Raw genomic sequence first — 26,583 nt, forward strand, 5'->3', positions numbered from 1 at the left:
GTACGGATGAGTCGAGACGAGAAGCCGGGCTGGTTCGGCCGCCTGTTCGGGCGCAAGGGCGAGACGGCGGAGCCGGAAACCGAGGATCGCGTCGAGACGCCCGAGGCGGCCTCGCCGGCCTCCGACTCCGAAGGGCAACTCGACTTCGCCACAGGTGCCGACGCCGTCGCCCAGGTGCCGATGCCGGCGAGCGAGCCCTCGGCCGACGACGCGGACAAGAATCAGGTCCCCGACGAAATCGAGGGGGCCGACCTGCAGCCCGGCCTGGAGCCGAACGCGTCGGCGTCCCCCGCCGCGCTCGACCTGACGCCTGTCGCCATACCGGACACGACCGAAGCCGAGGCGCCCGAGCAGAAGCGCGGCTGGTGGACCCGCCTCACCTCCGGGATGAAGCGGACGTCGTCGGCCCTCTCCGACCGCGTCACCGGGCTCTTCACCAAGCGCAAGCTCGACGCGGATACGCTCGAAGAGCTCGAAGACGCGCTGATCCAGGCCGATTTCGGCGTCGAGACCGCCATGCGGATCTCGGAGGCCGTGGGCAAGGGCCGCTACGAGAAGGGTATCTTGCCGGACGAGGTGCGGTCGATCCTCGCCGCCGAGGTCGAGGCTGCGCTTGAGCCGGTGGCCAAGCCCCTCGTCATCGACACGGCGAAGAAGCCGTTCGTGATCCTGATGGTCGGCGTCAACGGCGCCGGCAAGACCACGACCATCGGCAAGCTCTCCTTGAAGCTGAAGGCCCAGGGCCACAGCGTGATGCTCGCCGCCGGCGACACGTTTCGCGCGGCCGCGATCGAGCAGCTCAAGGTCTGGGGCGACCGCACCGGCACGGCGGTGGTCAGCGGCGCACAGGGCGCGGATGCGGCGGGGCTCGCCTTCGACGCGCTCAAGCGCGCCACCGCCGAGGGCACCGACGTCCTGCTGATCGACACTGCCGGCCGGCTCCAGAACAAGACCGGGCTGATGGCCGAGCTCGAGAAGATCGTGCGCGTGATCCGCAAACACGACCCGGAGGCCCCGCACGCCGCGCTCCTCGTGCTCGATGCTACGGTCGGCCAGAACGCGCTGAGCCAGGTCGAGCTGTTCGCCCAAGCCGCGCCGATCAGCGGCCTCGTGATGACCAAGCTCGACGGCACGGCCCGCGGCGGCATCCTGGTGGCGCTCGCGGCCAAGTTCGGCCTGCCGGTGCACTTCATCGGCGTCGGCGAGGGCGTGGAGGACCTGGAGCCGTTCGCGGCCCGGGACTTTGCGCGGGCGATCGCGGGGTTGGAAAAGGATTAGGGGAGGGCGGAGGCGACGTCGGTCTTGGAGAAGTCATTGCCCTTAAAGAGAAGCGGTGCGTTCAGCCTCTTGGCAAGCGCGTAGGAGAAGCAGTCGCCAAAGTTCAACCCGGCCGGGTGGCGGCCTTTACCAAAGCGGACGAAGGCGTCGGCGGCGATTTGCGCCATTCTTTGATCCACGGAGACGACTTCGATTGATCGATCCGTCAGCCAGCGATCGAAATCGGTGATGCTGCCGAAACGAGACAGCAGCACGATGGAGCATTCGAGGTAGGTCCCAGCGCTGATCGCAAACCGATCCGGCTTGGCGAGCACCGCCGAGAATGCAGCGGCGTCCGGTTCGGCAAACGAGATTGCGACGACGGCCGAGCTGTCGACGACGATCAAGTGGGCAATCCGTTCTCGTCGTATCCCAGGATTTCGTCCGGTGTACGCGGATCGGTGATGGGCCGTGCGTTCAGGCGCAGGCGAAACTCCTCGTCGATCCTGAGGCCTTCCGCGATCCGGCGGGCTCGATCTTCGTCGAGCCGCACCCGCTCCATGCGGAGCGCACCGAGCAGCACGTCCTCGCGTGGGAGGCCGGTGCTCGTTTCGAGCTCCGTCAGCAGGGCCTCGATCTCGTCGTGCTCGAACCGGACGGTCATGGTTGGCCTCTCGTCGCTGCCGCGCGTCGTGCGCCACGTCGCTAGGAATGCCGTGCCACCTGTCTTACATGCCGGCGGGCGAACACGCCACGATCGGCCCCGCGCACAGGCACATCTCCTTGGCCATCACCGTCCAACCCGTTCCCCCGCGCCGCCATCTGCCGCCGCTGCTCAAGCTGGTGCTGGAGATCGGGCCGCTGATGATCTTCTTCTTCGGCAACGCCTATGCCGAGCGCTTCGGGGTCGCCCCCGACCAGAAGCTGTTCGTGGCGACCGGGGTGTTCATCGTGGCCACCGTGATCGCGCTCGGCGTGCATTACGCGCTGATCCGGCGCCTGCCGATCATGCCGCTGGTCTCGGGTGTGGTCGTCGTGGTGTTCGGTGGCCTGACGCTGGCGCTGCAGGACAAGACCTTCATCATGATGAAGCCGACCATCGTGAACAGTTTGTTTGGCTTAGTGCTCCTCGGGGGCCTCGCGTTTCACAAGTCGCTGCTGTCGGTGGTGCTGGATTCGGTGTTCGCCTTGACCGAAGAGGGCTGGCGCAAGCTGACCTTCCGCTGGGGGCTGTTCTTCCTCGTCCTGGCCGTGCTGAACGAAGTGGTCTGGCGAACGCAGACGGAAGATTTCTGGGTCAGCTTCAAGGTGTTTGGGATCATGCCGCTGACGGTCGTCTTCGCGCTCGCGCAGACGCCGCTGCTGATGCGCTACGAGCGCAAGGACGCGGCGAAAGCGTGAAGCGTCAGTTCGCCGCCGCGACCGTCGCCGCCGCCCGCAGCTTCGTCAGAACGGCGGAGTAGTTCTCCGGCGTGACGATGCCGACCAGCTTGTCGCGGATGGTGCCGTCGGGGCCGATGATGAAGCTTTCCGGCACGCCGTAGACGCCGAAATCGATTCCGACCCGGCCGGTCGTGTCCGAGCCGACGGCCGCATACGGCACGCCGTTACGCTCCAGGAATCGCCGTCCGGCCGCAGGCGTGTCCTTGTAGTCGATGCCGACGACGCGGATGTCGGGCTCGCGCGCCATCCGCATCAGCATCGGATGCTCGATCTGGCAGGGCGCGCACCAGGACGCGTAGAAGTTCACGAGCGTCACTTTGCCCTTGAAGTCCGCGCTCGATAGGCCCGGCACCGGCCTGCCCTCGGCCGTCAGCTCGGCCACCGGCGGCAGCTGGAAAGCCGGAGCCGGCTTGCCGATCATCACGGTGGGGATCGCAGCCGGATCGGCGCCCGAGCGCAAGCGCATGTAGAACACCACGGCGAGCACCACGAACGTGACCAAGGGCAGGATCACCAGCAGCGAGCGGCGCACTGGCGGCGCAGTGTCCGCGCCCGTCTCGCTCACGAGCGTCGCTCCCCGGTTCGAGCCTCGAAGACGGCGAGGGCCCGTTTCTGAGCGCGCTGGTCGAGCAGCGCGGCGGCGACGAGGCCGCCGACCACCAAAGCGGTGAAAGCGTAGGCGCCGACGATGAAGCCGGCATGCGGTCCGAGATCCATCATGGCTGTCCTCAGGCGCCCTGGCCGACGGGCATGGAGCGCGCGGGCTTCACCATCGCGACGGAGGCGGCGCCCGAATCGAGCCGCTCGGCTTCCCGGATGGTCAGCACCCTGACGCGGCGACGAAAAATCTCGGTGCGCATGGCGTAGAGATGCAGCGTCACGCCGAGCAGGGTGAAGGCAAAAATCATCTCGAGCAGCGGGTAGAGCATCGAGGGGTCGATGGCCGAGCCGCCCATGCGCATGATCGAGGCTGGCTGGTGCAGCGTGGACCACCAGTTCACCGAGAACTTGATGATCGGCAGGTTCACCGCGCCGACGAGGGTCAGGATCGCGATGGCGCGGGCCGCCCTGTTCGGGTCCTCGATGGTCCGCCAAAGGGCGATGATGCCGCAATAGATCAGGAACAGCACCAGCATCGAGGTCAGGCGCGCGTCCCAGACCCAGTAGGTGCCCCACATCGGCTTGCCCCAGAGCGAGCCTGTGACGAGGCAGATCAGGGTGAAGGCGGCGCCGATCGGTGCGGCGGCCCGCTGCGCCACGTCGGCCAGGGGATGGCGCCACACCAGTGTGCCGATCGCCGACAGCGTCATCGCCCCGTAGAAGAACACCCCGAGCCAGGCCGCCGGGACGTGGATGTACATGATCCGCACCGTCTCTCCCTGCTGATAGTCGGGCGGGACGACGAACCAGGTGAGATACAGGCCGACAGCCAGCAGCGCGGCCGAAAGCCCGGCGAGCCAGGACATCGCAGGCCCCGTCCATCGCAAGAAGTGCCCGGGATGGGCGAGGCGGTTCCAGAGAGCGGTCCACATGCCTCGCTGTTTACCGGACTGTGCGGTGCAGCGGCAATGCGAAGGATCGGCGCGGGAGCACCAAGACCGCTCCCGCGCCGATCACGTCCGAGCGATCACGCAGCAGCGATCACACCTGTCCGTGTACGAGGTCGTGGATGAAGCCGAGTTTCTTCATCACATCCGGGGCCAGCACGAACGGATAGAGGTCGCGCTCGCCCATGGCACGGCTGACGCTGTTCATGGCGAAGACGAAGGGCAGCCAGGCGTCGATGACCTGCTGGGCCGATGCGGCCGCGTAGGGATCGAAATCGATCCGGGTCGCGAAGTCGCCCCGCGCGTCGAGCAGCGGCTGTACCTGCATGCCGAAGGCCGAGGCCATCTCCAGGGTGTCGACGATGTGCAGGTAATGCGCCCAGGTCTCGGCGAAATCCTCCCAGGGGTGGGTGGTGGCGTATGAGGAGACGAAGTGCTCCTGCCAGTCGGACGGCGCGCCGTTCTCGTAGTGGCGCTTCAGCGCCTCGCCGTAATCCTGCGAATCGTCGCCGAAGATCGCGCGGCAGGCCTCGAGCTTGCCGGCATCGCGCACCAGCAGGTCCCAGTAATGGTGGCCGACCTCGTGGCGGAAATGGCCGAGCAGGGTGCGGTAGGGCTCGCCCATCTGGCTGCGGCGCTTGGCCCGCTCGGCGTCGTCGGCCTCGATCAGCGCGATGGTGATGACGCCGTTCTCATGGCCCGTCATCACCTTCGGTCCGCCCCCGGGCGGCGGCTCGGCGAGGAAGTTGAAGACGAGGCCGTGCTCGGGATCGTCCGCTCGCGTCGTCAGCGGCAGGTTCCAGCGCATCAGAGCGTAGAACAGGCGGTGCTTGGCGAGTTCCATGTCGCGCCAGCGGGTGAGGTTCTTCTCCTCCGTCAGGTCCGGCACGGTACCGTTATGGCGGCAGGCGACGCAGAAGGCGTCGGTCGAGCCCGGCGGTACCAGCCAGTTGCAGGCGTCATGCGCCGCATTGGTGCAAAAGAAGCTCGGCCGCTGCGGCGCGGCCAGCGGGCTCCAGGTGTCGTTGCCGGCCGGCTGCAGCGCCGAGAGGGTGCCGGTCTCCGGCAGGTAGGCGAGCCGATGGCCGCAGCGGCCGCAGGTCCGATTCTCGAAATAGACGATGTTGCCGCAGGACTGGCACTGGAACAGCTTCATGGGGAGTCTCGCACGGATGGCCGCCTTGGCCGTCATTCATCCCCGCATCAATGCCGGACGGGCGCGGACGTTCACCGAAAAAGCCGAACGGAATCAGGATTTTGCGTCGGGAGCCGGGGAACCGCCCGAATTGCTCAAGCGATGGGCAGCCGGCCGTGCATTTCGGCCCTACGGGCTGAACTCCGGCAGGACGACCGCGTTGGAACAGTGTCGCCACATCCTGCCCGGACGGCACCCGACCATGACCGTGCAAAGCCTTCTCTGCATTCTGGTTCTGGCACCGCTCGTGCCGACGCTCGCCTCGGCCGAGACCGCGCCGGATCGCACCGGGACCGGCGGCGGCCCGCGTTCGACGATCACGGCTCCGTACACGACCGCGACCGGCGTCACCAAGCCGCCGGGCGCCGAGGAGGGGCCGGCGACCCCGGCCGAACGGCGCGACCTGCAGCGGATCGAGCGCGAGAACGACAGGATCGACAGTGGCATCTGCGACGGCTGCCGCAAGTAGGTTTTCAAGGTCGATCAGCGGACGGAGACGATCCTGTATTTTCTGATGACGATCCTGACGTCAGTGCTGGCGGTGTTCGGCATCCGCGGGCCGCTCGAAGAGAGCACCTATCGGGTGACACGCACACTCGACCGCGGCGTCGAGATTCGCGTCTACGCGGCGCGCTCGGCCGTCGAGACCGGAATGGTGAGGGAGGGCGACAGCGACGCCTTCCGCCGTCTCTTCGCCTACATTTCCGGCAGCAACCGCAACGGTACGCGCATCGCCATGACCGTGCCCGTCGAGGCGACCGGCCAGCGCATCGCCATGACGGTGCCGGTGGAGCAGGACGCGGCCCACATGCGCTTCTTCCTGCCGACCGACCTGACGGGCGATCCGCCGGCGCCGACTGATCCGAAAGTCGGCCTCGTCACCGTGCCCGAGCAGCGTCTCGCCGTGCTGCGCTTCACCGGCCGGGCGACAGAGCGGGCGCGAAAGAAGCAGACGGTGCGGCTCCTCAAGGTACTCGCGGAGGCGGGCATCGCGGCGGAGGGTGCGCCCTTCTTCATGGGCTACGACCCGCCGTTCACGATTCCCTTGCTGCGGCGCAACGAGGTTGCGATCCGGCTTCCTGCCGCGTGAACGTCGTCAGGCGCGCCGCACAGCCGCCGCGTCGAGGCTCTTCACGAAGGCGGAGGTGACGCTGCGGAGCACTTCGACCTGCTCGCGCACGGCCGTGGTTGAGGCCTGGACCTCGCCCGCCACCGTGGTGGTGGTGCCGAGCACCAGCGAGACCGCGCCAACATGCTCGGCAGCCGAGCCGGCCTCCCGCACGGTGGCGTGGACGTTCGCGTCCATACTCGCCATCGCCTCGCGCTGGCGCGCGACGGCGTCGACGATGGCGCCCGTCGCCCGCTCGATGTCGGCGATACGGCCGGCGAAGGCGTGCATGAAGGCGACCGATTGCTCGGTGGCGCTCTCGACGTCACGGATCTGCGCCGCGATCTCCTCGGTGGAGCGGGCGGTCTGGCCGGCGAGGTTCTTCACCTCCGCCGCGACCACGGCGAAGCCTCGGCCGGCCACGCCGGCGCGGGCAGCCTCGATCGTCGCGTTGAGGGCGAGCAGGTTGGTCTGTTCGGCGACGGAGCGGATCGTCGTGATGACCGAGCCGATGCGCTCGACGGAATGCGTCAGCTTGCCGACGGTCTCTTCCGTGCGGCGAGCCTCGTCGGTGGCCGCGCGCGTCACGGCGCCGGTCTCGTCGAGATGGCGGCCGATCTCGTCGGCGGCGTGGGTGAGGTTGCGGCAGGTCTCGGCGATCTCGCGGATGGTCTCGCCGGCCCGGACGGAACTGTCCGTGGCGCGGCCGGCATCGCGGGTGGTGCGGTCGGCGAAGCGGCCGAGGCCGGCGGCGCTGTCGTCCATCGCACCGAGCGCACCCTCGATGGTCTCGACGACGCCCGCGACCGAGCCGCGGAATTCGCGGACCTGCTCCTGGAGAACCCGGTTGCGCTCGGCTTCGCGCCCGGCGCTGTCGAGGGCCCGGGCCTTCAGCGCCTCGGCCTCGTCGAGGTCGCTTTCGCTGCGCCGGAGCGCGTCGCTCGCGGCGACGCCCATCTGCAGACGCACCACCAGCCAGACCAGCACGGCCGTCTGCGCGACGAGGATCGCCGCGTGCAGCATCACCCTGTCGATGCCGCCACCATCGGGGAAGACGAGGCTCGGCAGCGCGAGCGAGAGGCCGAGATGGTGCACGGCGACGATGCCGGCATAGGCGAGCAGCGCCCGCCAATCGAGCCAGGCTGCGACCACCGCGAGGCAAGCGAAGAAGTACATGTGCAGGTCGATCTGCAAGGCGCGGCCGGTGCCGTCCTGCTTGAATATCGCCACCAGGATCGCGATGAGACCGGCGAGCGCCATGCTCGACAGGATGCGGGCGGGCGCTCCCGTGAGATCGCGGCGCGCGAACAGCGTCGGCGGGACGACCAGGGCGAGACCGACGAGCGCGACGAGGGCAGTGGAATAGACGTCGCGCCAGGCATTGGCCGCGAGGATGATCGCGAGGTTGAGCCAGAGGAAGCCGATCAGGGCCTTGCCCGAACTCGCACGGAGCCGGTCGAGGGTCGAACTCTGCATCTGGGTCTCGCTCAAACCGGAGCCGCGTTCAGGCATCCCGGCACCCGGGACGCGTCGAGGGTGATCCAGGCGCCCGCCCGCCGCAGTTTTCCGGCGAAATCCGCCCCGTCCGAGATCGCCACCGCGACCCAGGGCAGGGGCGTGCCGCGCAGCAATGCTCCCCCCGCCTGCGCCACCACGCTCGCCGTCTCGGCGGGCGACGACCAGGGCGACGCGATCACGAGAACCGGCCGCCCGGCCTGCGGAGCGGCCAGGAGCAGGAGAGGGAGCGCGACGCTGAGCATCGCCGTGGGGAGGACAACGAGAAGGCGCATCGGATGGCGGCAACAATCGCCGACAATCTCTAAACCGCCGCTTAACGTTAAGCCGTTTGGATACTGTATTCCACGCTGAGCGCGGTTAGTCCGACCAGCGCAGGGCGGCCGCCGCCGCCAACGTGCCGACCACGGCAGCGATCAGGCTCAGTGCGCCGAGGATGATCAGCGGCGTGGCGAACGGCACCGTGCCGCCGAGGGCTGAATCCACGGCCGAGACCCCGAAGATCAGCGTCGGGATCATCAGCGGCAGCACCACGATCGCCAGGATCAGTCCGCCCCGGCGGATCGAGGCGGTGAGCGCCGCGCCGACGGCGCCGATGAAGGTCAGGGCCGGCGTACCGACCAGCAGGGTCAGCGCCGTCGCGCCCATCGCCGTCGGCGAGAGCGCCACAAGCAGGCCGAACAGCGGCGAGGCCAGCGCCAGCGGCAGCCCCGTGGTCAGCCAATGGGCGAGCACCTTGGCCAGCACCACCAGTTCCAGCGGGGCAGGGGAGGCGGTCATCAGGTCGAGGGAGCCGTCCTCCTCGTCGGCCTGAAAAATCCGGTCGAGGCCGATCAGCGTCGCCAGCACCGCCGAGAGCCAGAGGATCGCCGGGCCGATCCGCGAGAGCAGGTTCAGATCCGGCCCGAGCGCGAACGGCACCAGCGCCACGATCATCAGAAAGAACACCAGCGACAGCGCCCCCGACCCGCCGACGCGGGAGGCGAGGACGAGATCGCGCCGGACGAGCGCTACCAGCACGCGGATCATGCCCAGGCCTCCGCCTCGGCTGCATCCTCGGTGGCGGCCGGCGGCCCGATGCGGAGTTCGCGGGCGTCGTCGAGGCCGATCGGCATGTGGGTCGCGGCGACGACGAGGCCGCCGTCCTCGCGATGCCGGGCCATCAGCCCGGCGAGCACGCCCTGCGAGGCGGTATCCAGTGCCGCCGTCGGCTCGTCGAGCAGCCAGAGCGGACGCCGGCAGACCAGCAGGCGCGCCAGCGCCACCCGTCTTCTTTGCCCGGCGGAGAGGTAGCCGACGGGCAAGTTCAGGGCGTGGGCGAGGCCCATCGCTTCCATGGCTTCCCGCGGAGACGCCGTCGGCGCGCCGAGGATATCGCGGGCGAAGGTGAGGTTTTCCTCCGCCGTCAGCGCAGCCTTCAGCCCGTCGCGATGGCCGACCACGTGCAGGCACTCCGCCAGCGTCGCCTCGCCGGCCTCCTCGACGCGAATCGTGCCGGCATCGGGTTTCAGGCGGCCGGCGAGCATGGAGAGCAGGCTCGACTTGCCCGCACCGTTGCGCCCGGTGACCATAAGCGCCTCGCCGGCCTCCAGCGCGAAGCCGAGCCCGGAGAAGATGCGGCGCCCGGAGCGACGGCAGGCGAGGTTTTCGACGATCAGCCGCACGGGTGTCCTGTCTGCTCCGGTCGCGCGCCGGCGGACCAAATCGGCCGGCACCCACCACGCCCCTCATACCGAGGTGCCACGTTAGCGGCCTCGAAGTACCCCGCAGCGGCGATCCAAGCCACCAGCGCCATTTGGGAAAAGCGTTCAGGGATGTTTCGAGCTGCTTCGCAGCACCTCAACATGAGGATTGTCGTGGATGCCAGACGGGGCAGCGCCAACGGCAAGCCCGTTTCAGCCGGTCGTTCCACCGTCGGCGTCGAGACCATAGCGCTTCAACAGTTCGGCGAGGTCAATCGTCTCGCCACCTTGCCTGCCTGCAGCTAACCGCGCTTCGACCAGTGCCGCATCCTCGAAATCCTTAAGGTAATCGAGGATCGCCTCGCGCACATGCCCGTCCCTGGTGCGGCCGGTCTTTCGGCACACGGTGTCGAGGCGACGCTCGATCTCGGGAGGCAAGTTCACGGCGGGCATGGTGGTCTCCGGATGCCGCTGAATACGCACAGGCCGCCCCGAAAGCGACACCTGCGCCCGCCTGTCACCATCACCCCGTAGCGGCAAGTTTCGAACTGTTCTATACGGCGCGCAGGCTGCGCCGCGCGACCTCCAGGGCGTTCAAATCGCCCCTCGCGCACCACCCTGCCCGGGCACCCCCGGGGCGGCGCGCGCTCTTTGGAGCGTTTCCAGCCGAACACCGCTCGTGGCGCAGGTTATGCCTGCGCGTGTTCGACAACCGCCAAGCAAGGGTTCCGATCGCCGTGGCATCGCTCGACAGCTTCAACGCCCGCCAGACGCTTCAAGCCGGGGGCAAGACCTACACCTACTACTCGATCCCAGAGGCCCAGAAGAACGGTTTGGCCGATTCCGCGGCGCTGCCCTTCTCGATGAAGGTGATCCTCGAGAACCTGCTGCGCTTCGAGGACGACCGTTCGGTCAAGAAGGCCGACATCGAGGCGGCCGTCGCCTGGGTCGACAACAAGGGCAAGGTCGAGACCGAGATCGCCTTCCGCCCCTCCCGGGTGCTGATGCAGGACTTCACCGGCGTGCCCGCCGTCGTGGATCTCGCCGCCATGCGCGACGCCATGGTAGCCCTCGGTGGAGACCCCCAAAAAATCAATCCGCTGGTGCCGGTGGATCTCGTCATCGACCACTCGGTGATCGTCGACGAGTTCGGCACCCCGAAAGCGCTCGGCGACAACGTCGCCCTCGAATACCAGCGCAACGGCGAGCGCTACACCTTCCTCAAATGGGGCCAGACCGCCTTCGACAACTTCTCGGTGGTCCCGCCCGGCACCGGCATCTGCCATCAGGTGAACCTCGAATACCTGTCGCAGACCGTCTGGACCAAATCCGAGGACGGCTCGGACATCGCCTATCCGGACAGCCTCGTCGGCACCGACTCGCACACCACCATGGTCAACGGTCTCGCCGTGCTCGGCTGGGGCGTCGGCGGCATCGAGGCGGAAGCCGCCATGCTCGGCCAGCCGCTCTCGATGCTGATTCCGGAAGTCGTCGGCTTCAAGCTGTCGGGCAAGCTGCCGGAGGGTACGACCGCGACCGACCTCGTGCTCACCGTGACGCAGATGCTGCGCAAGAAGGGCGTGGTGGGCAAGTTCGTGGAATTCTACGGTCCCGGCCTCGACGACATGGCGGTGGCCGACCGGGCGACGATCTCGAACATGGCGCCCGAATACGGCGCCACCTGCGGCTTCTTCCCGATCGATCGGAAGACCATCGACTTCCTTACGGTCACCGGCCGCGCCGACCACCGCATCGAACTCGTCGAGGCCTATGCCAAAGCGCAGGGCATGTGGCGCGACGCGCAGACGCCCGATCCGGTCTTCACCGACACCCTCGAACTCGACATGGGCGAGGTCCGTCCCTCGCTGGCCGGCCCCAAGCGTCCGCAGGACCGGGTGCTGCTCGACGGGGCCAAGCCCGGCTTCGCGCAGTCGATGGAGACCGAGTTCAAGAAGGCGGCCGACATCGCCAGCCGCTACAAGGTCGAGGGCTCGAATTTCGACATCGGCCACGGCGACGTGGTGATCGCGGCGATCACCTCCTGCACCAATACTTCGAACCCATCGGTGATGATCGGCGCGGGGCTTCTCGCCCGCAACGCGGTGGCCAAGGGCCTCAGCGTCAAGCCGTGGGTGAAGACCTCGCTGGCGCCTGGCTCGCAGGTGGTGGGAGAGTACCTCGACAAGTCCGGCCTGCAGGAGAGCCTGGACAGCCTCGGCTTCAACCTCGTCGGTTTCGGCTGCACCACCTGCATCGGCAATTCGGGTCCGCTGCCGCCTGCGATCTCGAAGGCGATCAACGACAACGACGTGGTCGCCGCGGCCGTGCTCTCGGGCAACCGCAACTTCGAGGGCCGCGTGAACCCCGACGTTCGCGCCAACTACCTCGCCTCGCCGCCGCTGGTCGTCGCCTACGCGCTTGCCGGCTCGATGCAGATCGACATCACCACCGAGCCGCTCGGCCACGGCTCCGACGGGCAGCCGGTCTACCTCAAGGACATCTGGCCCTCGTCGAGCGAGATCCAGTCCTTCATCGAGAAGAACATCACCTCGACCCTGTTCAAGAGCCGCTACGCCGACGTCTTCGGCGGCGACGACAACTGGAAGGCCGTCGAAGTCAACGAGGCCGAGACCTTCGCCTGGGATTCGACCTCCACCTACGTGCAGAACCCGCCGTATTTCGAGGGCATGACCAAGACGCCCGATCCGATCACCGACATCGAGAATGCCCGGATCCTCGGCCTCTTCCTCGACTCGATCACGACGGACCACATCTCGCCCGCCGGCAACATCCGCGCGGCCTCGCCAGCCGGCGAATACCTGCAGGAGCATCAGGTCCGCGTGCAGGACTTCAATCAGTACGGCACCCGGCGCGGCAACCATCAGGTGATGATGCGCGGCACCTTCGCCAACATCCGCATCAAGAACCAGATGGTCCGCGATGCGGCGGGCGAGGTGGTCGAGGGCGGCTGGACGCTGTTCCAGCCCTCCGGCGAGCGGATGTACATCTACGATGCCGCGCAGAAATACGCGGAGCAGGCCACCCCGCTGATCGTCTTCGCCGGCAAGGAATACGGGACCGGCTCATCCCGCGACTGGGCTGCCAAGGGCACGAAGCTCTTGGGCGTGCGCGCCGTGGTCGCCGAGAGCTTCGAGCGCATCCACCGCTCGAATCTGGTCGGAATGGGCATCGTCCCGCTGGTGTTCAAGGACGGCCAGTCCTGGGCCACCCTCGGCCTCAAGGGCGACGAGACCGTCACGATCAAGGGCCTCTCGGGCGAACTCAAACCCCGCCAGACCCTCACCGCCGAGATCACCTCGGCTGACCGCACGAGGCAGGACGTCCCGCTGACCTGCCGGATCGATACCCTCGACGAACTCGAGTATTTTCGTAACGGCGGTATCCTGCCCTACGTGCTGCGCTCGTTGGCGGCGTAAGGCGCGATCGATCCTCGCCCGCTCGGCGGGCGGGGATCCTCCGGCAGATCAGGCGGTTCGAATGCCGGCTTCCGGCATCGCCGCCTGCACGAACCTCGCGAGGCTGGTGCTGCGCATCGGCCGAAACGGCATTCCGGCCGTCCCGTGGCTGACGCACTCTACCGGACACAGCACGAGGTCGCTGCGTCCGACGAGACCGGCGAGCGGGCCGAGGCACGCAGAATCCTCCGCAGTCGCTATATCTAGTTATATATAGCCATCTTGCCGCGATCGCGCGACCTTGGCAGGGGGGGCCGCCACCGGGGGGCTCAGGAATCCTGCGGCACGGGAACGAGGCGGGCGAGGAACGGGGAGGCCGCCTTTTCGGCCGCCCGCTCGATCGCCCGATAATGCGCGACGACATCCGCCCCGAAGGCGGAGAGCCGCGCCCCGCCGCCGGCCTTGCCGCCGATCTGCGCCTCGACCACGGGCTGACCGAAGCCCTTGTTCATCGCCTCGACCAGCATCCAGGCCCGGCGATACGACATGCCGAGCGCCCGGCCCGCTGCCGAGATCGAGCCGTGTTCCGCGATCATCTCTAGGAGCTGTACCTTGCCGGGGCCGATGCGGTTGTCCGGTCCGAGGTCGATGCGGATACTCAGGCTCGCCATCGGATCTCCCAGTCGGCGCGGTCGAGCCCGTACCGTATCACGCCGCGACTGCGTTGGGCCGGGCCTGTCAGGCGATAGTGGACGCCGTATATAGCGCCGGACGGGGCGTCACGAGCCGACCTTCTCCTGCGTCGGGCTTCCAGCATTCACGAGGCATCATGTTCCAGTGTATCGGCTACGGCACCCAGGAGGCGAGCACGCCCCTGAAGCCCTTCAGCTTCGAGCGCCGCGATCCCGGCCCGAACGACGTCGAGATCGAGATCGTCTATTGCGGCGTCTGCCATTCGGACCTGCACCAAGCCCGCAACGAGTGGCAGAACACGAACTATCCCTGCGTCCCCGGCCACGAGATCGTCGGTCGGGTGACCCGCGTCGGCGCGGAGGTTTCGACCTTCAAGGAGGGCGACCTCGCCGGCGTCGGCTGCATGGTCGATTCCTGCCGGGAGTGCGACAGCTGCAAGGAGGGCCTGGAGCAGTATTGCCAGCCCGGCTTCACGGCGACCTATAACGGGCCCGCCCAGAAGACGGGCGAGAACACCTACGGCGGCTATTCGAGCCACATCGTCGTCGACAAGCACTTCGTGCTGCGCATCCCCGAGAACCTCGACCTCGCCGGCGTCGCCCCTCTGCTCTGCGCGGGCATCACCACCTTCTCGCCGCTGCACCACTGGAAGGTCGGCCCCGGCCAGAAAGTCGGCATCGTGGGCCTCGGCGGGCTCGGCCACATGGGCGTGAAGATCGCCCACGCCATGGGCGCCAAGGTGACGCTGTTCACGACCTCGCCCGGCAAGGAGGCGGACGCGCGACGCCTCGGCGCCGACAACGTGGTGATCTCGAAGGACGCCGACGCGATGGCGGCCGAATCCGAAAGCTTCGACTTCATCCTCGACACGGTCGCGGCCCAGCACGACATCAACGCCTATCTCGGCCTGCTCAAGCGCGACTGCACGCTGGTCCAGGTCGGCGCGCCGGAGAAGCCGCTCGACGTCAACGTGTTCAGCGTGATCTGGCGCCGCCGCAACTTCGCCGGCTCGCTGATCGGCGGCATCGCGGAAACACAGGAGATGCTGGACTTCTGCGGCAAGCACGGCATCACCGCCGACATCGAGATGATCCCGATCGATGAGATCGAGACGGCCTACACCCGCATGCAGAAGAGCGACGTGAAGTACCGCTTCGTGATCGACATGGCTTCACTGCCGAAGGCGGCCTGATCCGTCACGTCTGGGGGGTCGCGAGGACACCTCGCGATCGCCTGGGCATCGCGTCCCTCGACCGCGGGCCACTGGATCGCGACGCCGGTTCCGTCAGCGCGTGCGCGGGCGGTGGGGCCGCCGCGGGTGCGGCTCGGGCAGCTGGCAGGCCGCAGCCGAGACGCCCCGCTCCGCCATGATCCCGCATGCCTGCTCGACCGTCATGTCGCAGGGGCCGGTCATGCCCTGCAAAGCCCCGACGGCACGCTGATATTCGGGCAGGTTGACGCATCCGGGAACGCCGAAGAACGCCCAGGCCGTGGCGGAAGTGGCGAGGGTGGTGGCCAGGACCAGAAGGACGACAGCAGCCGAAGCGCATGCAGACATGATTCGCTCCTGCGCCGGAGGAGGCACGATGCAGTCTCGCCGAAGAAGTCGGCGTGTTCGACCGCATTCGCGACTCGCACGCGGCCGCTAAAGGCAGCAGCGCGACCGACCGGCGATGGCGCGGCCGCTCACAGAATCCCCAGCACCTTCGCCGTCCACCAAACCATCGGCACCACGCTCGTCGTCACGACGATGCCGAGGAGAACGGCGAAGATGGCGGTGCGGATCCTGGTCCGAGGCGTGAGGTCCGGCGTGGATGTCATCACGCCTTGTCCTCCGACCGGCGCCGTTTTGCTATGACCGATCGTCGCGACCGATGGCCGCCGCACGGGTTAGAGGGACCGGATCCGAGAGGGTGCCACCGTTCCGAGGCGCGGCATCACAGCCATCGCTCGTCGAGGTCGGTGGCGTTCCGGTCGGCAACGGGTTGCGTCTCGTCGCCCTCGGCGAAGATCACGACGTCGCCGGGCCCGACGTCGCGAATCGCATAGAAATCCCAGCGGCGGTGGATGATGCGCGGACCGCCGAAGATCCGGTAGGCGTTCCAGAAGCGATCGTCCCGGAAGCCGACATAGTGGATGCAGCGCGAGGTTGGTTTGGTGGGCACGGGCATGACAGCTGGCTCCCCCGCTCCACCGGACGATGCAATGCGATCCGGAATTCTGGCAACCGGGACGGCCGACGATGGTTCGTTCGGGGGGCCGGCAGGGCCGGCGGCAGATTGGCACGCGCAATCCATGTCGACCTGGACCGCCACCGTCCTCGGCCTGTGGGCAGCCTACTGGGCCGCGCTCTTCGCGCAGGTGGCGCATCTGCGCATGCGCGACGACGGCGCAGGGGCGCTCGCGTTCGGCTGGCTTGCCGGAGCGCTGCTCGCGGCCGGCACAGGGTTTTTCGTGAGCACGATCGGTGCTTGACGCGAGATGCGATCGAGCTCCGCGATCAGGCGCTTTCCGGGCTCGGCCTGGACGTTTCCATCAGCTCCAAGGTCCGCAGGATCGCCATGCCGACCACCTCGGCATCCGCGTCGCCTTCCGGCGTCGCCGGCAGGATCGCGACGGCCTCCACCTCGCCGCCGTCCGACGGGCCGACGACGACCTTGAAGACCGAACCCTCCTGGGCGTCCTCGTCGTGGATCAAGGCGACGGTATAGCCGGCGGCCTCGCCGAAGAGACGTAGGGCCCTGTACTCGGTGGCAGGCACGACCGGCGACTGGGCCGCGTCAGGATTTGGGCGAGCGCCGAAGGTCGGGCGGATCACGTTGCTCATGCCGATCTCGTAGCGCGATCCGGCCGATATGTTGAGCCCATTGTCCAAGGAGGCAACGGAGATGATTGTGAGACACAAGACCCGCGGATCAGCTGGATGCCCGATCCTGCTGGTGCTCCCAAGGGGAATCGAACCCCTGTTTTCGCCGTGAGAGGGCGACGTCCTAGACCGCTAGACGATGGGAGCTTCCGGGCAGGCGAGGGTTCCTATACCGACGCCATCGGGGGCCTGCAAGGCCCTCGGGTCAGCTTAAGTGGAGCCACGGTCATATCGGGTGCGCAGGACGACGAGGACGGGCCGGAACGGCTGAGCGTGACCATCGCACCGGAGGCGGGACCGGAGCGGCTCGACCGCGTGCTGGCGGCGGCCTTCGTAGAGATTTCGCGCTCGCGCCTGCAGGCGCTGGTGCGGGGCGGGCAGGTGCTCTGCGACGGGACCGTGGTGCTCGACCCCTCCCGCAAGGTCGGACCGGGGGCATTCTTGGAAGTCGCGGTGCCGGAGGCGGCGCCGGCCGAGCCGCTCGGTGAAGCGATGCCGCTGGTCATCGCCTACGAGGACGACGACCTCATCGTCATCGACAAGCCGGCCGGGCTCGTGGTGCACCCGGGCGCCGGGCACGAGACCGGCACGCTGGTGAACGCCCTCGTCGCGCATTGCGGCGAAAGCCTCTCGGGCATCGGCGGCGTGCGCCGGCCGGGCATCGTGCACCGGCTCGACAAGGACACCAGCGGGCTCCTGGTCGTCGCCAAGAACGACCGGGCGCATCAGCGCCTGTCCAAGCAGTTCGCCGATCACGGCCGCAGCGGCGATCTGGAGCGGGCCTATCTCGCCTTCGTCTGGGGGATGCCGGAGCCGCGCACCGGCACGATCACCGCCAACCTCGCCCGCAGCCACAAGAACCGGGAAAAGATCGCGGTGGTGCGCGAAGGCGAGGGCCGCCACGCGGTGACGCATTACCGGGTTGAGGCGCAGCCCGATGCCGACGGCATCGTCACGCTGCTGCGCTGCGTGCTGGAGACCGGGCGCACCCACCAAATCCGCGTGCATCTCAGCCATCGCGGCCACCCGCTGCTCGGGGACGACACCTATGGCGGGGCGCTGAAGACCAAGGCGGTGAAGCTCGGGGAGGCGGCGCGCGCCGCGCTCCTGGCACTGGGTCGGCAGGCGCTGCACGCAACGCTGCTCGGATTCACCCATCCGCGCACCGGCGAGAAGCTCAGGTTCGAGAGCCCGCTGCCGCCGGACATGGCGGCCCTGCTCACTGCGCTCTCCGGAAAACCCGTCTGAGCGGCAGCGTTGTACCGACGCACCGGTCAAGCAATCGTTGACGATCCGGTGCGTTTCGGCACCGCGACGCGGTGACCCGGCATGCAGACTCAGACCCGAAGTCCAGTTCGTGCGTTGAAGCCATTCGCGTGGCGACCGCCGCTACCGGACGTCGTGGCTTCCCTGTAGAGATGGGAGGCGCAACGACCGGCTCAAGAGGAGCGGTCGATCGCACAGGGCCTGCCCGTTTGGGGGGCCGACGAAGGAGGTGTCCATGGCCGGCGCATTACCCATGCTCGCCAACGAAGGTGGCCTGTCGCGCTACCTCGACGAGATCCGCAAGTTCCCGATGCTGGAACCGACGGAAGAATTCACCCTGGCCAAGAGCTGGCGCGATGCGGGCGACCGCGATGCCGCGCATCGGCTGGTCACGTCCCATCTGCGTCTCGTGGCCAAGATCGCCATGGGCTATCGCGGCTACGGCCTGCCGATCAGCGAAGTTGTGTCGGAGGGCAATGTGGGCTTGATGCAGGCCGTCAAGCGCTTCGAGCCCGACAAGGGCTTCCGCCTCGCCACCTACGCGATGTGGTGGATCAAGGCGGCGATCCAGGAATACATCCTGCGCTCCTGGTCCCTCGTGAAGATGGGCACCACGGCCAACCAGAAGAAGCTGTTCTTCAACCTGCGCAAGGCGAAGGGCAAGATCTCGGCATTAGACGAGGGCGACCTGCGCCCCGAACACGTCGCCACGATCGCGAAAAACCTCGGCGTGCCCGAGCAGGACGTGATCGACATGAACCGGCGCCTGTCCGGCGACACCTCGCTCAACGCGCCCCTGCGCGAAGAGGGCGAGGGCGAGTGGCAGGACTGGCTCGTCGACAACAGCCCGAGCCAGGAGACGGTGCTCGCCGGCGAGCAGGAGGGCCAGAACCGGCTCTCGGCCCTGCGCGACGCGCTCTCGGTGCTCAACGCCCGCGAGCGGCGCATCTTCGAGGCCCGCCGCCTCGCGGACGACCCGATCACGCTGGAGGACCTGTCCGGCGAGTTCGGCGTCTCCCGCGAGCGCGTGCGCCAGATCGAGGTGCGCGCCTTCGAGAAGATCCAGGAGGCGGTGAAGCGCAATCTGGCGACCCGCGAGATGCCGCGGCACGAAGCCCGCGCCTGATACCGGTCGCAAAACGATGACGCCGGAGAGAATGTCTCTCCGGCGTTTTTCTTTGGCCGTCAGCCCGGTCCGATGGCGCAGAGGAATGGCGGCGAGACCTAACGCCCGCATTTTCCCGATCGCCGACCGGCGAACGAGCCCGGCCCCGAGACGCTCACTTCCACTGGTTGAAGGCGTCCTGGATCACCCGGCTGCCGGCCGACCCCTTCTCGAAGGTGAGGATCGCCCGCGGGCCGGCCTTGTACTTCACGGCGAGGTCCATCCAGTTGCGATGGGTCAGCATCTCGGTGTTGCGCTCGATGTCCCCCGGCAGGTTGGACAGTCCGATCAGGAACAGGTTGTCGCGCACCCGCACCGGCAGGCCGTAGACGGACGAGCCGCGGGAAGATTCCTCGTCCTTGAGCTGCAGCAGGCCGATCTCCTGCACCGCCCGCTTCTCGCCCGGGCCGTAATTGGTGAAGGCGAGTTCGATGGTGTGGGAGGCCGGCAGCGTCGCGTCGAGGTTCCGGCGGATCGTCATCGACAGCGTCAGGCCGGCTTCCGGGTAATCGATGTTGGCCCGCACGACGCTCTGCAGCGGCTGACCCTGCTCGCCGTTCACGGCCTCCAGACGCCAGACGACGCGGCCCTGGGTGGCGGCGGGCTGAGCCTTGGGATCGTTCGGATTCTCCTCGTAGAGCACGGCGCGCTGAGCCACCGCGAGGTCGGTGCGCGAACCCGTATCCGGCGAAGCCTGCCGCGTCTCGGAATCCGGCCTCTCGCCGCCGACCCGGTCCGACAGCTTCGCATCGGGCACCGACGAAGAGCTGCCCTCCCCGTCGCCCGCACTCTGCGGCAGGTCGCTCCGCTTGTCGGCGAGCATGATCGCGGCGACGGCGATCAGGCCGATCACCACCGCGAGCACGGCGCCGACGAAGAGGTTGCGCAACTGGCGCGAGCGCCCGGTGCGGGGCGCCTTGACGTCGAGCTTGGGCCTGCGGCGGCCGCCGCCGTTCTCGGGCGGCGCGATGTCGGGAACAGACGTCCCGGCCGAATCGGCATCTAGTGCGGGATTCGTCGGGGCGGCGGAGGCGTCCTCGGTCTTCTGGCGGCGCTGGGGGGGCACGAAGGCCGTGAAGGCCGGCGGCGGCCCCGGCTCGGGCAGCGGCTCGTCGGCCGGCGTCTCGGGCTCGAGCGGAGGCGCAGGGGGCAGCGACAGCTGCGGCGAAAGTGGGGGCGCAGGCGGCGCCGCCGGCATGAAGGACGGGGCGGCCTCGGGAAGGGCCGGCGGCGGCGCGGGCTCCGGCTCCGGCTCCGGCGGAGGTGGCGGCGCTTCGGGCTCGAGAGCCGGCGCGACCGGAGCGGGGGCCGGGGGCTCCGCCTGGGGCGGCGGCGGCGGCAGAGGCGCGACCGGGGTGCCGTAGGCGGCTTCGAGCCGTTCGATCGCAGCGTCGAGCGCCTTGCGCTCGGTCTCGATCGCCTCGTCCGGCAGCGGCGGTTCGAGCGTGCGGAGCTGGCCGATCAGCGCAGAGCGGGCGCGGTCGTACACGGCCTTGCGCAGGGCCGGGGTGCGATCCGGCAGGGCGTCGAGCGCCCGTGCCAGCAACGGATAGTAATCGGCCATCGTGCCCTGATCCGCCCGTTCCCGCCGTCGGCGCCTAGAGCCGCGATCCGACAGTATCGGACCCCGGCGCTAAGCTTTGGTTTAGCTGCGCCTCATGGCGACGAACCGGCATCCCCATCATCGGAAAGCGCTTCAGTCCTCGAAGGGGTTGTGCATCAGGATGGTGTCGTCGCGCTCGGGCGAGGTAGAGAGCAGGGCCACCGGCGCGCCGATCAGCTCCTCGATCCGCCGCACGTACTTGATCGCCTGCGCCGGCAGCTCGGACCAAGAGCGGGCGCCCGCCGTGGTGCCTTCCCAGCCCTGGAACGTCTCGTAGACCGGCACGACGCGCTGCTGCGCGCCCTGGCTCGCGGGAAGATGGTCTAGGCGCGTGCCGTCGAGATCGTAGGCGGTGCAGATCCGGATTTCCTTGAACCCGTCGAGCACGTCGAGCTTGGTCAGCGCGATGCCGTCGATGCCGGAAGTGCGCACGGTCTGGCGCACGAGGCAGGCGTCGAACCAGCCGCAGCGGCGCTGGCGGCCGGTGACGGTGCCGAACTCGTGGCCGCGCTCGCCGATCAGGCGGCCGTCCTCGTCGAACAGCTCGGTGGGGAAGGGGCCTTCGCCGACCCGCGTGGTGTAGGCCTTGGCGATGCCGAGCACGTAGCCGACCGCGCCCGGGCCGAGGCCGGAGCCGGTCGCGGCTTGGCCGGCGACCGTGTTGGAGGAGGTCACGAACGGATAGGTGCCGTGATCGACATCGAGTAGCGCGCCCTGCGCGCCCTCGAACAGGATGCGCTTGCCGGCGCGGCGAGCCTCGTCGAGCAGGCGCCAGACCGTGTCCTGGTAGGGCAGCACCTTGTCGGCGATGCCGGTCAGCTCGTCGTAGATCGTCTTTTCCGCGATCTCGGGCAGGCCGAAGCCCCGGCGCAGCGCATTGTGGTGGGCGAGCAGCCGCTCGATCTTCGGCCCGAGGTTGTCCGGCTCGGACAGGTCCATCAGGCGGATGGCGCGGCGGCCGACCTTGTCCTCGTAGGCCGGGCCGATGCCGCGCTTGGTGGTGCCGATCTTGGTGCCCGGCGCGCCGTCCTCGCGCAGGGCATCGAGTTCGCGGTGCAGCGACAGGATCAGCGTGGCGTTGTCGGCCACGCGCAGGTTCTTGCGCGAGACCTCGACGCCCTGGCCGGTGATGCGCTCGATCTCCGAGACCAGCGCATAGGGGTCGAGCACGACGCCGTTGCCGATCACGCCGAGCGTGTTCGGGCGGACCACGCCCGAGGGCAGCAGCGAGAGCTTGTAGACGTTGCTGCCGACGACGAGGGTATGGCCGGCATTGTGGCCACCCTGGAAGCGCACCACGATGTCGGCCTGCTCGGAGAGCCAGTCGACAATCTTGCCCTTGCCCTCGTCACCCCACTGGGCGCCTACGACGACGACGTTCGCCATGAAGGTCTCGATCTTCTTCCCGTGACCGCCTGGCCGGATCGAGGAACTCGACCGCCTCGCCACGCGCGAAAACCCCGGCGTCGAAGCCGGGGCGAGGATAGGGCGCGTCTTCGGCGATCAGAAGAGGCAGGTCAAGCAAGGCAGGCGGCGCCCACAGGGCAATCGCGCAATGGCAGGCCGCGTCTTTCGCATCCCCCTGTGGCGCGGCGACCCGCCCGACGTTGTTCGGAGGCTGCCGATCTTGCCGGGTCGCGGCGACATCTTCCCCTATCGGCGGCCGTAAGCTTCGACTCCTTGAGCCGTCGTCAACCGGAAAGCGCGAATGCGCGCCGCCACGCGCAGTCGATTGTTCGCAGACTCGGCACACCTGTCTTCATGCGGCGATCGGTGCCCGAGGCCTCGACCGCAAGGGCCGCCGGCATCAGAACGTCAGCCGCACATTGGCGAAGACCGTGCGCCCGAATTCCGGGAAGCCGTAGGCGAGGGAATAGTTCGTATCGAGCAGGTTGCGCACGCCCAGCGCCGCCGTCATGTGCGCGTCGAAGGCATATTGCGCCTGCAGGTTCAGGAGCACGTAGCCGCCGGTCTTGAAGAAGGCGTTCTCCAGCCGGTCGGTGGAGAAGCGGCCGCTGGCCATCTCCACGCTCGGGGTGAAACTCAGGGCCGGCGTCGCCTGCCAGGTCGCGTAGACGAAGGCCTGGTGCCGCGGCGTACCGATCGGCTTCAGGGCAGGCCGGAGCGGATCGTTCAGCTCGCGGAGCAGGTAGGTGTAGTTCGCCCCCACGAAGAACGCGGGCGACAGCGTCAGCTCCGTGGCCACCTCGTAGCCGTAATAGCGGCCGGTGCCGACGTTCTGGTTCTGGATCCGGTTGTTGCCGATGCTGACCGATTGGATCGCGTTCTCGATGTCGCTGTAGAACAGGGCCGGCGTCACACGCAGCGTGTCGAACAGCAGCTCCGACCAGCCGACCTCGTAGTTGGTGGCGCGCTCGGGCTTGAGGTCGGGGTTCGGCTCGGCATCGCCGAAGCGCGTGCTGAAGCGCTCGAACAGGTTCGGGAAGCGCGTGCGGGACGAGACGCTGGCATGGACGCGCCCGGTCTCGCTCGTGCGGTAGATCGCGGCGGCCTGCCCGTTGAACGCGTCGCTGCCGCCGAGAGGGTAGGCGAAGAGCGCACGCGTGGTCGTGTTGAAATCCTGCGCCTTGCGGAGCGCATTGCGGTCGTAGCTCACGCCCACCACCAGATCGAGGCGATCGGTGGCGTGGAAGTTGTTCTCGACGGCCAGCGAGTAGGTGTCCTCGACGTTCTCCTGGTTCGGTTCCAGGACCGAGGTCGACAGGCCGGGCGCCGAGATCTGGCGCTCGGCATGGCGGTCGCGCCGGTAATGCGCGGCGGCCTTGAAGGTGTTGAACGGGATCAGGTCGGTACCGAATTCAAGGCTGCCGCCATAGGCGTAGTCGTCGTAGAAGCTGTTGAACGATCGCGGCTGGCGCTGGCTCGAAAACGTCGAGTCGTCGAAGGCCGAAAGCAGGTTGTTGAAGGTGTTGTAGTAGGCCCGCGACAGCAGATACGAATCGTTGCCGATCGCGGTGCGCGACAGGAAGTAGAGGCTGTCGAGGTCCCAGTAGGGCCAGCGCCAGTCGCGCTGGTAGGCCGTACCCCACGGCAGCGGCATCGGGGTGATGCCGCGCACCGGCTCGAAGGTGCTGTAGGGCGCGCCCTTCACGCCCGCTTGCTTGGTGTAGCTCAGCGAGTACTCGTCGGTGGCGTTCGGCGTGATGCCGGCCTTGAGGTTCACGCGGTAATCGCTGACGGCCGAGAAGTCGCGCCGGCCGCCATCCTCGATCGCCGGGCCGCCGCCGATCGGGATCGGCCGGAACCCTTGCGAGAGGAACCAGCCGTCGCTGTCGCGCACCGTCCCGCTCGCCTGGAGATAGTAGTTCTCCTGGCGCGTGCCGACGACGCCGAAGCCGTTAAAGGCCGAGGGGGCGCCGCGGTTGCCGATGTCGACGCCGGTGCGGAACTCGGCTTCCGCCTCTCGCGTCGGCTTGCGCGTGACGAGGTTGATCGCGCCGCCCATGCCGCCCGGTCCGTTGAGGACGGAGACGAAGCCCTTCTGCACTTGGATCTCGGCGAGATCCGGCGTGAGGAAGCGGCCGAAATCGAGGCGGTTGTCGGCCGGCAGGTAGACCCGGATGCCGTCGATCGAGAGCGGCACCTGGAAGCGGTCGAAGCCGCGCACGAAGACGAGGCGCTCGTTGCGGCTGCCGCCGGTATTGGCGGCGCTGACGCCCGGCACCACCGTCAGGGCGTCGTCGAGGGTGTTCTTGTTGAAGGTGTAGACATCCTTCGCCGTGACCACGCTCTCCGAGAGCGCGGAGCGGTAGCGGCCGTCCCAGCCCCGCGCTCCAGAGACCGAGATCTCGGACAGAACGGCGGAGAGTTCGCCGAGTTCGAAGGCTCCCGTCGGCTTGGCCGCGTTTGGCGCGAGGCGGGCGGGCTTCGCGCGGCGGCTGTCCTCGAGATCGCGCTCCTCCGCCGCCGGCCCGTCGCCGAGCATCGGCATCATCGCAAACACCGAGGCCGAGACGGCCACCTGAACTGAACGCAGCATCGTCGTCTCGTCGCCCCCGCGATGGATCTTGCGAGGAACGCGGCCGCAGAGGCCGGCACCGTGAGACGATGCCGAACGCGCGAGTCGGAACCAAGCTTCGCTGTATCTGACAGGATATAGCGAAGGGCGATGTCACCGGAACGCAACAGTCCTGCGAGGACGTTGATTTCGACAGAGTATCCGGCTGCGGCTCGCTAGAACGCGCCGTAGCCGTTATGAACTGAGAGTTGTAGCGAGCGCCTATTTCGCGTCGCCCTGGGGCTTGATGATCGGCATGGAGCTGCCGGAATTGTCCGGCGGGATCGTCTTGATCTCGGGATCGACGCCGCCCGGCGGCTTGATGACGCCGTCCGACTTCTCGAGCTTTTCGCTGAGCGTCGCGCCGCCGGCCGACCCGTCGGATTCGGGCCGGATCTTCTCGGGCACCTGCTGGCTCGGCGGCGGCAGCTTCGGGTCGGTGTCCTGCGCCAGCGCGCCGGCGGCCGTAGAGACGATCGTCGCGGCGAAGGCGATGGGTAGCAGTTTCGGCATGGTCGTTCCCCCAAATGGTCGCTGTTGCGGGGAGAACGGGCCGTGCGCGCCCTGCGTTCCGCACGGCGCATCGGGGCTTCGGCCGCGGGGCGGCGGGTGCTACGCTCGTGCGATGCCCCGCTGGCTCGCCATCCTCGCCGCCGTCCCGCTGGCCCTGCTGCTGGTCGCGGCGGCGTTCACTGTGGACGATCTACCCGCCGCGGCGTTCGCGAAGCTGACGGACGGGGGTCTGTGGAGCGGGCTCGCGCTGTTCGTGGTGGTGGCGATCGTGCTGGCCGTGCGGCCCAGGCGGGATGATCAGTCCCGCGATTCCGCGAAGGTGAAGTAGAGCTCACGCAGGCGCCGGGCCACCGGACCGGGCCGGCCGTCGCCGAGAGCCTTGCCGTCCACCGAGACCACCGGCATCACGAAGGCCGAGGCGCTGGTGTAGAACGCCTCCGCGGCCCCGTGCAGCTCATCCACAGAGAACAGCCGCTCCTCCAGCCGCAGGCCGAACTCGGCCGCGAGCGCGATCACGGCGCGGCGGGTGATGCCCGGCAGCAGCGCGTTCGAGAGCGGGCGGGTGACGATGGTGCCGTCCCGCGTGACGATGAAGGCGGTGGAGGACGAGCCCTCGGTGATCGCCCCGTCCTCAACCATGAAGGCCTCGGCCGCCCCGGCCTCCGCCGCCTGCTGCTTCGCCAGAACCTGCGCCAGCAGCGCCACCGACTTGATGTCGCGCCGCTTCCAGCGAAGATCCTCGACGGTTACGACCGTGGCCCCACTCTCCGCCAGCGGATTCCTGGTGATGTTCTTCGCCTGCGTGAAGGCGACGACGGTCGCGGGCGTGCTGGCCGCCGGAAACGAGAAATCCCGCTCGGCCACGCCGCGAGTGACCTGGAGGTAGACGAGGCCTTCCTGCAGCCCGTTGCGGGCGACGAGCTCGGTCTCGATCCGCTCCCACGCCTCGGCCGTGTGCGGGTTGGCGATGCCGATCTCGGTGAGGGAGCGCTCGAGCCGCGCCAGATGCCCGGCATTGTCGATCAGCCGTCCGCCCAGCACGGCCGCGACCTCGTAGATCCCGTCCGCGAAGAGAAAGCCGCGATCCATCACCGGCACGCGGGCCTGATCCAGCGGCAGGTACTCGCCGTTCACGTATGCGGTGCGGGACATGGCTTTTCGGACTCGCTCTCGTTCCTTGCGCGACAGTCTCGATGCACGTTTCGTGCGGATCCGCCGTCATTGCGAGGCGAAGCCGAAGCAATCCGGGCCGACGTCGCGGATGCTGCCCCGGATCGCTTCGCTGCGCGCGCGATG

The 26,583-nt window shown here is 68.2% G+C and carries 31 protein-coding genes and 1 tRNA gene; 10 read left to right on the top strand and 22 right to left on the bottom strand.

Translation table 11 applies throughout. From position 1 onward, the window contains the following. The first annotated feature begins 6 nt into the window (after positions 1-6). Positions 7-1,278: a signal recognition particle-docking protein FtsY gene (gene ftsY, locus MFF07_RS09155; RefSeq protein WP_147817929.1), complete on the top strand. Its 1,272-nt coding sequence runs from the start codon at positions 7-9 to the stop codon at positions 1,276-1,278. On the opposite strand, the gene MFF07_RS09160 is transcribed toward ftsY, so the two are convergent. Then, entirely contained in the window at positions 1,275-1,661 is a 387-nt protein-coding gene (locus tag MFF07_RS09160) for a type II toxin-antitoxin system VapC family toxin (RefSeq protein ID WP_147817945.1), read from the bottom strand. The genes ftsY and MFF07_RS09160 overlap by 4 nt on opposite strands. Continuing rightward, positions 1,661-1,921 carry a type II toxin-antitoxin system VapB family antitoxin gene (locus tag MFF07_RS09165; protein WP_147817928.1) on the bottom strand — a complete coding sequence of 87 codons (261 nt, stop codon included), beginning with the start codon at positions 1,919-1,921 and terminating at the stop codon, positions 1,661-1,663. Before MFF07_RS09165 ends, MFF07_RS09160 begins: the two co-directional genes overlap by 1 nt. 125 nt (positions 1,922-2,046) lie before the next feature. On the opposite strand from MFF07_RS09165, the gene MFF07_RS09170 reads away from it, so the two are divergent. Further along, complete coding sequence (locus MFF07_RS09170; protein WP_238231833.1) at positions 2,047-2,658, top strand: septation protein A; 612 nt, start codon at positions 2,047-2,049, stop codon at positions 2,656-2,658. Positions 2,659-2,662: 4 nt separating this feature from the next. Here MFF07_RS09170 and MFF07_RS09175 read toward each other — a convergent pair whose 3' ends face one another. From MFF07_RS09175 to MFF07_RS09190, 4 genes are all read right to left on the bottom strand, one after another. Beyond that, entirely contained in the window at positions 2,663-3,265 is a 603-nt protein-coding gene (locus MFF07_RS09175) for a DsbE family thiol:disulfide interchange protein (protein WP_238231666.1), read from the bottom strand. Beyond that, positions 3,262-3,420, bottom strand: coding sequence for a heme exporter protein CcmD (gene ccmD / locus MFF07_RS09180; RefSeq protein WP_373322292.1), 159 nt, complete (start codon positions 3,418-3,420; stop codon positions 3,262-3,264). The genes MFF07_RS09175 and ccmD overlap by 4 nt, the downstream gene beginning before the upstream one ends. 8 nt (positions 3,421-3,428) lie before the next feature. After that, positions 3,429-4,232, bottom strand: a complete 804-nt coding sequence (locus MFF07_RS09185) for a heme ABC transporter permease (protein WP_147817926.1) — start codon at positions 4,230-4,232, stop codon at positions 3,429-3,431. A 109-nt stretch (positions 4,233-4,341) separates the two neighbouring features. Further along, on the bottom strand, positions 4,342-5,403 hold the full coding sequence (locus MFF07_RS09190; RefSeq protein ID WP_147817925.1) for a zinc-binding metallopeptidase family protein: 1,062 nt from the start codon (positions 5,401-5,403) through the stop codon (positions 4,342-4,344). 16 nt (positions 5,404-5,419) lie between these two features. On the opposite strand from MFF07_RS09190, the gene MFF07_RS22680 reads away from it, so the two are divergent. Together MFF07_RS22680 and MFF07_RS09200 are read left to right on the top strand one after the other, a co-directional pair. Continuing rightward, positions 5,420-5,911 carry a hypothetical protein gene (locus MFF07_RS22680; protein ID WP_373322293.1) on the top strand — a complete coding sequence of 164 codons (492 nt, stop codon included), beginning with the start codon at positions 5,420-5,422 and terminating at the stop codon, positions 5,909-5,911. A gap of 45 nt (positions 5,912-5,956) precedes the next feature. Beyond that, positions 5,957-6,532 carry an SOUL family heme-binding protein gene (locus MFF07_RS09200; protein ID WP_147817924.1) on the top strand — a complete coding sequence of 192 codons (576 nt, stop codon included), beginning with the start codon at positions 5,957-5,959 and terminating at the stop codon, positions 6,530-6,532. Positions 6,533-6,538: 6 nt separating this feature from the next. On the opposite strand, the gene MFF07_RS09205 is transcribed toward MFF07_RS09200, so the two are convergent. The 5 genes from MFF07_RS09205 to relB all read right to left on the bottom strand — a co-directional run bounded on the left by MFF07_RS09205 (position 6,539) and on the right by relB (position 10,200). Next, positions 6,539-8,026: a methyl-accepting chemotaxis protein gene (locus MFF07_RS09205; RefSeq protein ID WP_187272572.1), complete on the bottom strand. Its 1,488-nt coding sequence runs from the start codon at positions 8,024-8,026 to the stop codon at positions 6,539-6,541. A gap of 11 nt (positions 8,027-8,037) precedes the next feature. After that, on the bottom strand, positions 8,038-8,340 hold the full coding sequence (locus MFF07_RS09210; RefSeq protein WP_238231668.1) for a hypothetical protein: 303 nt from the start codon (positions 8,338-8,340) through the stop codon (positions 8,038-8,040). An 85-nt stretch (positions 8,341-8,425) separates the two neighbouring features. Then, positions 8,426-9,094, bottom strand: a complete 669-nt coding sequence (gene ccmB, locus MFF07_RS09215) for a heme exporter protein CcmB (protein WP_147817921.1) — start codon at positions 9,092-9,094, stop codon at positions 8,426-8,428. Further along, positions 9,091-9,729 carry a heme ABC exporter ATP-binding protein CcmA gene (ccmA, locus tag MFF07_RS09220; RefSeq protein WP_147817920.1) on the bottom strand — a complete coding sequence of 213 codons (639 nt, stop codon included), beginning with the start codon at positions 9,727-9,729 and terminating at the stop codon, positions 9,091-9,093. The genes ccmB and ccmA overlap by 4 nt, the downstream gene beginning before the upstream one ends. Positions 9,730-9,960: 231 nt before the next feature. After that, positions 9,961-10,200: a type II toxin-antitoxin system RelB family antitoxin gene (relB, locus tag MFF07_RS09225; RefSeq protein WP_147817919.1), complete on the bottom strand. Its 240-nt coding sequence runs from the start codon at positions 10,198-10,200 to the stop codon at positions 9,961-9,963. 284 nt (positions 10,201-10,484) lie between these two features. On the opposite strand from relB, the gene acnA reads away from it, so the two are divergent. After that, positions 10,485-13,184, top strand: coding sequence for an aconitate hydratase AcnA (gene acnA / locus MFF07_RS09230; protein ID WP_238231669.1), 2,700 nt, complete (start codon positions 10,485-10,487; stop codon positions 13,182-13,184). Positions 13,185-13,492: 308 nt separating this feature from the next. Here the strand turns inward: acnA and MFF07_RS09235 are convergent, their stop codons facing one another. After that, positions 13,493-13,834, bottom strand: coding sequence for a winged helix-turn-helix domain-containing protein (locus tag MFF07_RS09235; RefSeq protein ID WP_147817917.1), 342 nt, complete (start codon positions 13,832-13,834; stop codon positions 13,493-13,495). Positions 13,835-13,992: 158 nt separating this feature from the next. On the opposite strand from MFF07_RS09235, the gene MFF07_RS09240 reads away from it, so the two are divergent. Further along, positions 13,993-15,048, top strand: a complete 1,056-nt coding sequence (locus tag MFF07_RS09240; RefSeq protein ID WP_147817916.1) for an NAD(P)-dependent alcohol dehydrogenase — start codon at positions 13,993-13,995, stop codon at positions 15,046-15,048. A 93-nt stretch (positions 15,049-15,141) separates the two neighbouring features. On the opposite strand, the gene MFF07_RS09245 is transcribed toward MFF07_RS09240, so the two are convergent. From MFF07_RS09245 to MFF07_RS09250, 3 genes are all read right to left on the bottom strand, one after another. Further along, positions 15,142-15,414: a hypothetical protein gene (locus tag MFF07_RS09245; RefSeq protein WP_147817915.1), complete on the bottom strand. Its 273-nt coding sequence runs from the start codon at positions 15,412-15,414 to the stop codon at positions 15,142-15,144. Positions 15,415-15,542: 128 nt separating this feature from the next. Continuing rightward, positions 15,543-15,677 carry a hypothetical protein gene (locus MFF07_RS22510; protein ID WP_281407170.1) on the bottom strand — a complete coding sequence of 45 codons (135 nt, stop codon included), beginning with the start codon at positions 15,675-15,677 and terminating at the stop codon, positions 15,543-15,545. 116 nt (positions 15,678-15,793) lie between these two features. After that, on the bottom strand, positions 15,794-16,027 hold the full coding sequence (locus tag MFF07_RS09250) for a hypothetical protein (RefSeq protein ID WP_147817914.1): 234 nt from the start codon (positions 16,025-16,027) through the stop codon (positions 15,794-15,796). A gap of 124 nt (positions 16,028-16,151) precedes the next feature. Here MFF07_RS09250 and MFF07_RS09255 point away from each other — a divergent pair, with 124 nt between their 5' ends. After that, complete coding sequence (locus MFF07_RS09255; protein ID WP_147817913.1) at positions 16,152-16,331, top strand: hypothetical protein; 180 nt, start codon at positions 16,152-16,154, stop codon at positions 16,329-16,331. A gap of 25 nt (positions 16,332-16,356) precedes the next feature. Here MFF07_RS09255 and MFF07_RS09260 read toward each other — a convergent pair whose 3' ends face one another. Both MFF07_RS09260 and MFF07_RS09265 read right to left on the bottom strand, forming a co-directional pair. Continuing rightward, on the bottom strand, positions 16,357-16,683 hold the full coding sequence (locus tag MFF07_RS09260; protein WP_147817912.1) for a hypothetical protein: 327 nt from the start codon (positions 16,681-16,683) through the stop codon (positions 16,357-16,359). 110 nt (positions 16,684-16,793) lie between these two features. After that, positions 16,794-16,869 (bottom strand) — tRNA-Glu (locus tag MFF07_RS09265). A 126-nt stretch (positions 16,870-16,995) separates the two neighbouring features. Between MFF07_RS09265 and MFF07_RS09270 the strand changes: the two genes are divergently transcribed. Continuing rightward, a complete protein-coding gene (locus MFF07_RS09270) occupies positions 16,996-17,970 on the top strand; it encodes an RluA family pseudouridine synthase (RefSeq protein ID WP_306424634.1) in 975 nt (324 codons plus the stop codon). Positions 17,971-18,223: 253 nt separating this feature from the next. Next, the gene (rpoH, locus tag MFF07_RS09275; protein ID WP_147820516.1) at positions 18,224-19,114 is read left to right on the top strand and encodes an RNA polymerase sigma factor RpoH; all 891 of its coding nucleotides are present in this window, start codon (positions 18,224-18,226) and stop codon (positions 19,112-19,114) included. A gap of 154 nt (positions 19,115-19,268) precedes the next feature. On the opposite strand, the gene MFF07_RS09280 is transcribed toward rpoH, so the two are convergent. The 4 genes from MFF07_RS09280 to MFF07_RS09295 form a co-directional block, all read right to left on the bottom strand. Then, positions 19,269-20,717 carry a histidine kinase gene (locus MFF07_RS09280; protein ID WP_238231672.1) on the bottom strand — a complete coding sequence of 483 codons (1,449 nt, stop codon included), beginning with the start codon at positions 20,715-20,717 and terminating at the stop codon, positions 19,269-19,271. A gap of 132 nt (positions 20,718-20,849) precedes the next feature. After that, positions 20,850-22,142 carry an adenylosuccinate synthase gene (locus MFF07_RS09285; RefSeq protein WP_147819202.1) on the bottom strand — a complete coding sequence of 431 codons (1,293 nt, stop codon included), beginning with the start codon at positions 22,140-22,142 and terminating at the stop codon, positions 20,850-20,852. A gap of 421 nt (positions 22,143-22,563) precedes the next feature. Continuing rightward, positions 22,564-24,756, bottom strand: coding sequence for a TonB-dependent receptor plug domain-containing protein (locus tag MFF07_RS09290; RefSeq protein WP_238231675.1), 2,193 nt, complete (start codon positions 24,754-24,756; stop codon positions 22,564-22,566). 240 nt (positions 24,757-24,996) lie between these two features. After that, the gene (locus MFF07_RS09295; RefSeq protein WP_147819206.1) at positions 24,997-25,287 is read right to left on the bottom strand and encodes a hypothetical protein; all 291 of its coding nucleotides are present in this window, start codon (positions 25,285-25,287) and stop codon (positions 24,997-24,999) included. A 112-nt stretch (positions 25,288-25,399) separates the two neighbouring features. Between MFF07_RS09295 and MFF07_RS09300 the strand changes: the two genes are divergently transcribed. Continuing rightward, positions 25,400-25,615 carry a hypothetical protein gene (locus MFF07_RS09300; protein WP_147819208.1) on the top strand — a complete coding sequence of 72 codons (216 nt, stop codon included), beginning with the start codon at positions 25,400-25,402 and terminating at the stop codon, positions 25,613-25,615. Here MFF07_RS09300 and MFF07_RS09305 read toward each other — a convergent pair. Then, positions 25,585-26,439, bottom strand: coding sequence for a D-amino-acid transaminase (locus MFF07_RS09305; protein WP_147819210.1), 855 nt, complete (start codon positions 26,437-26,439; stop codon positions 25,585-25,587). The genes MFF07_RS09300 and MFF07_RS09305 overlap by 31 nt on opposite strands. Between the last annotated feature and the right edge of the window lie 144 nt (positions 26,440-26,583).

The sequence above is a fragment of the Methylobacterium thuringiense genome (genome assembly GCF_022179645.1).
Taxonomy (GTDB): Bacteria; Pseudomonadota; Alphaproteobacteria; order Rhizobiales; family Beijerinckiaceae; genus Methylobacterium; species Methylobacterium thuringiense.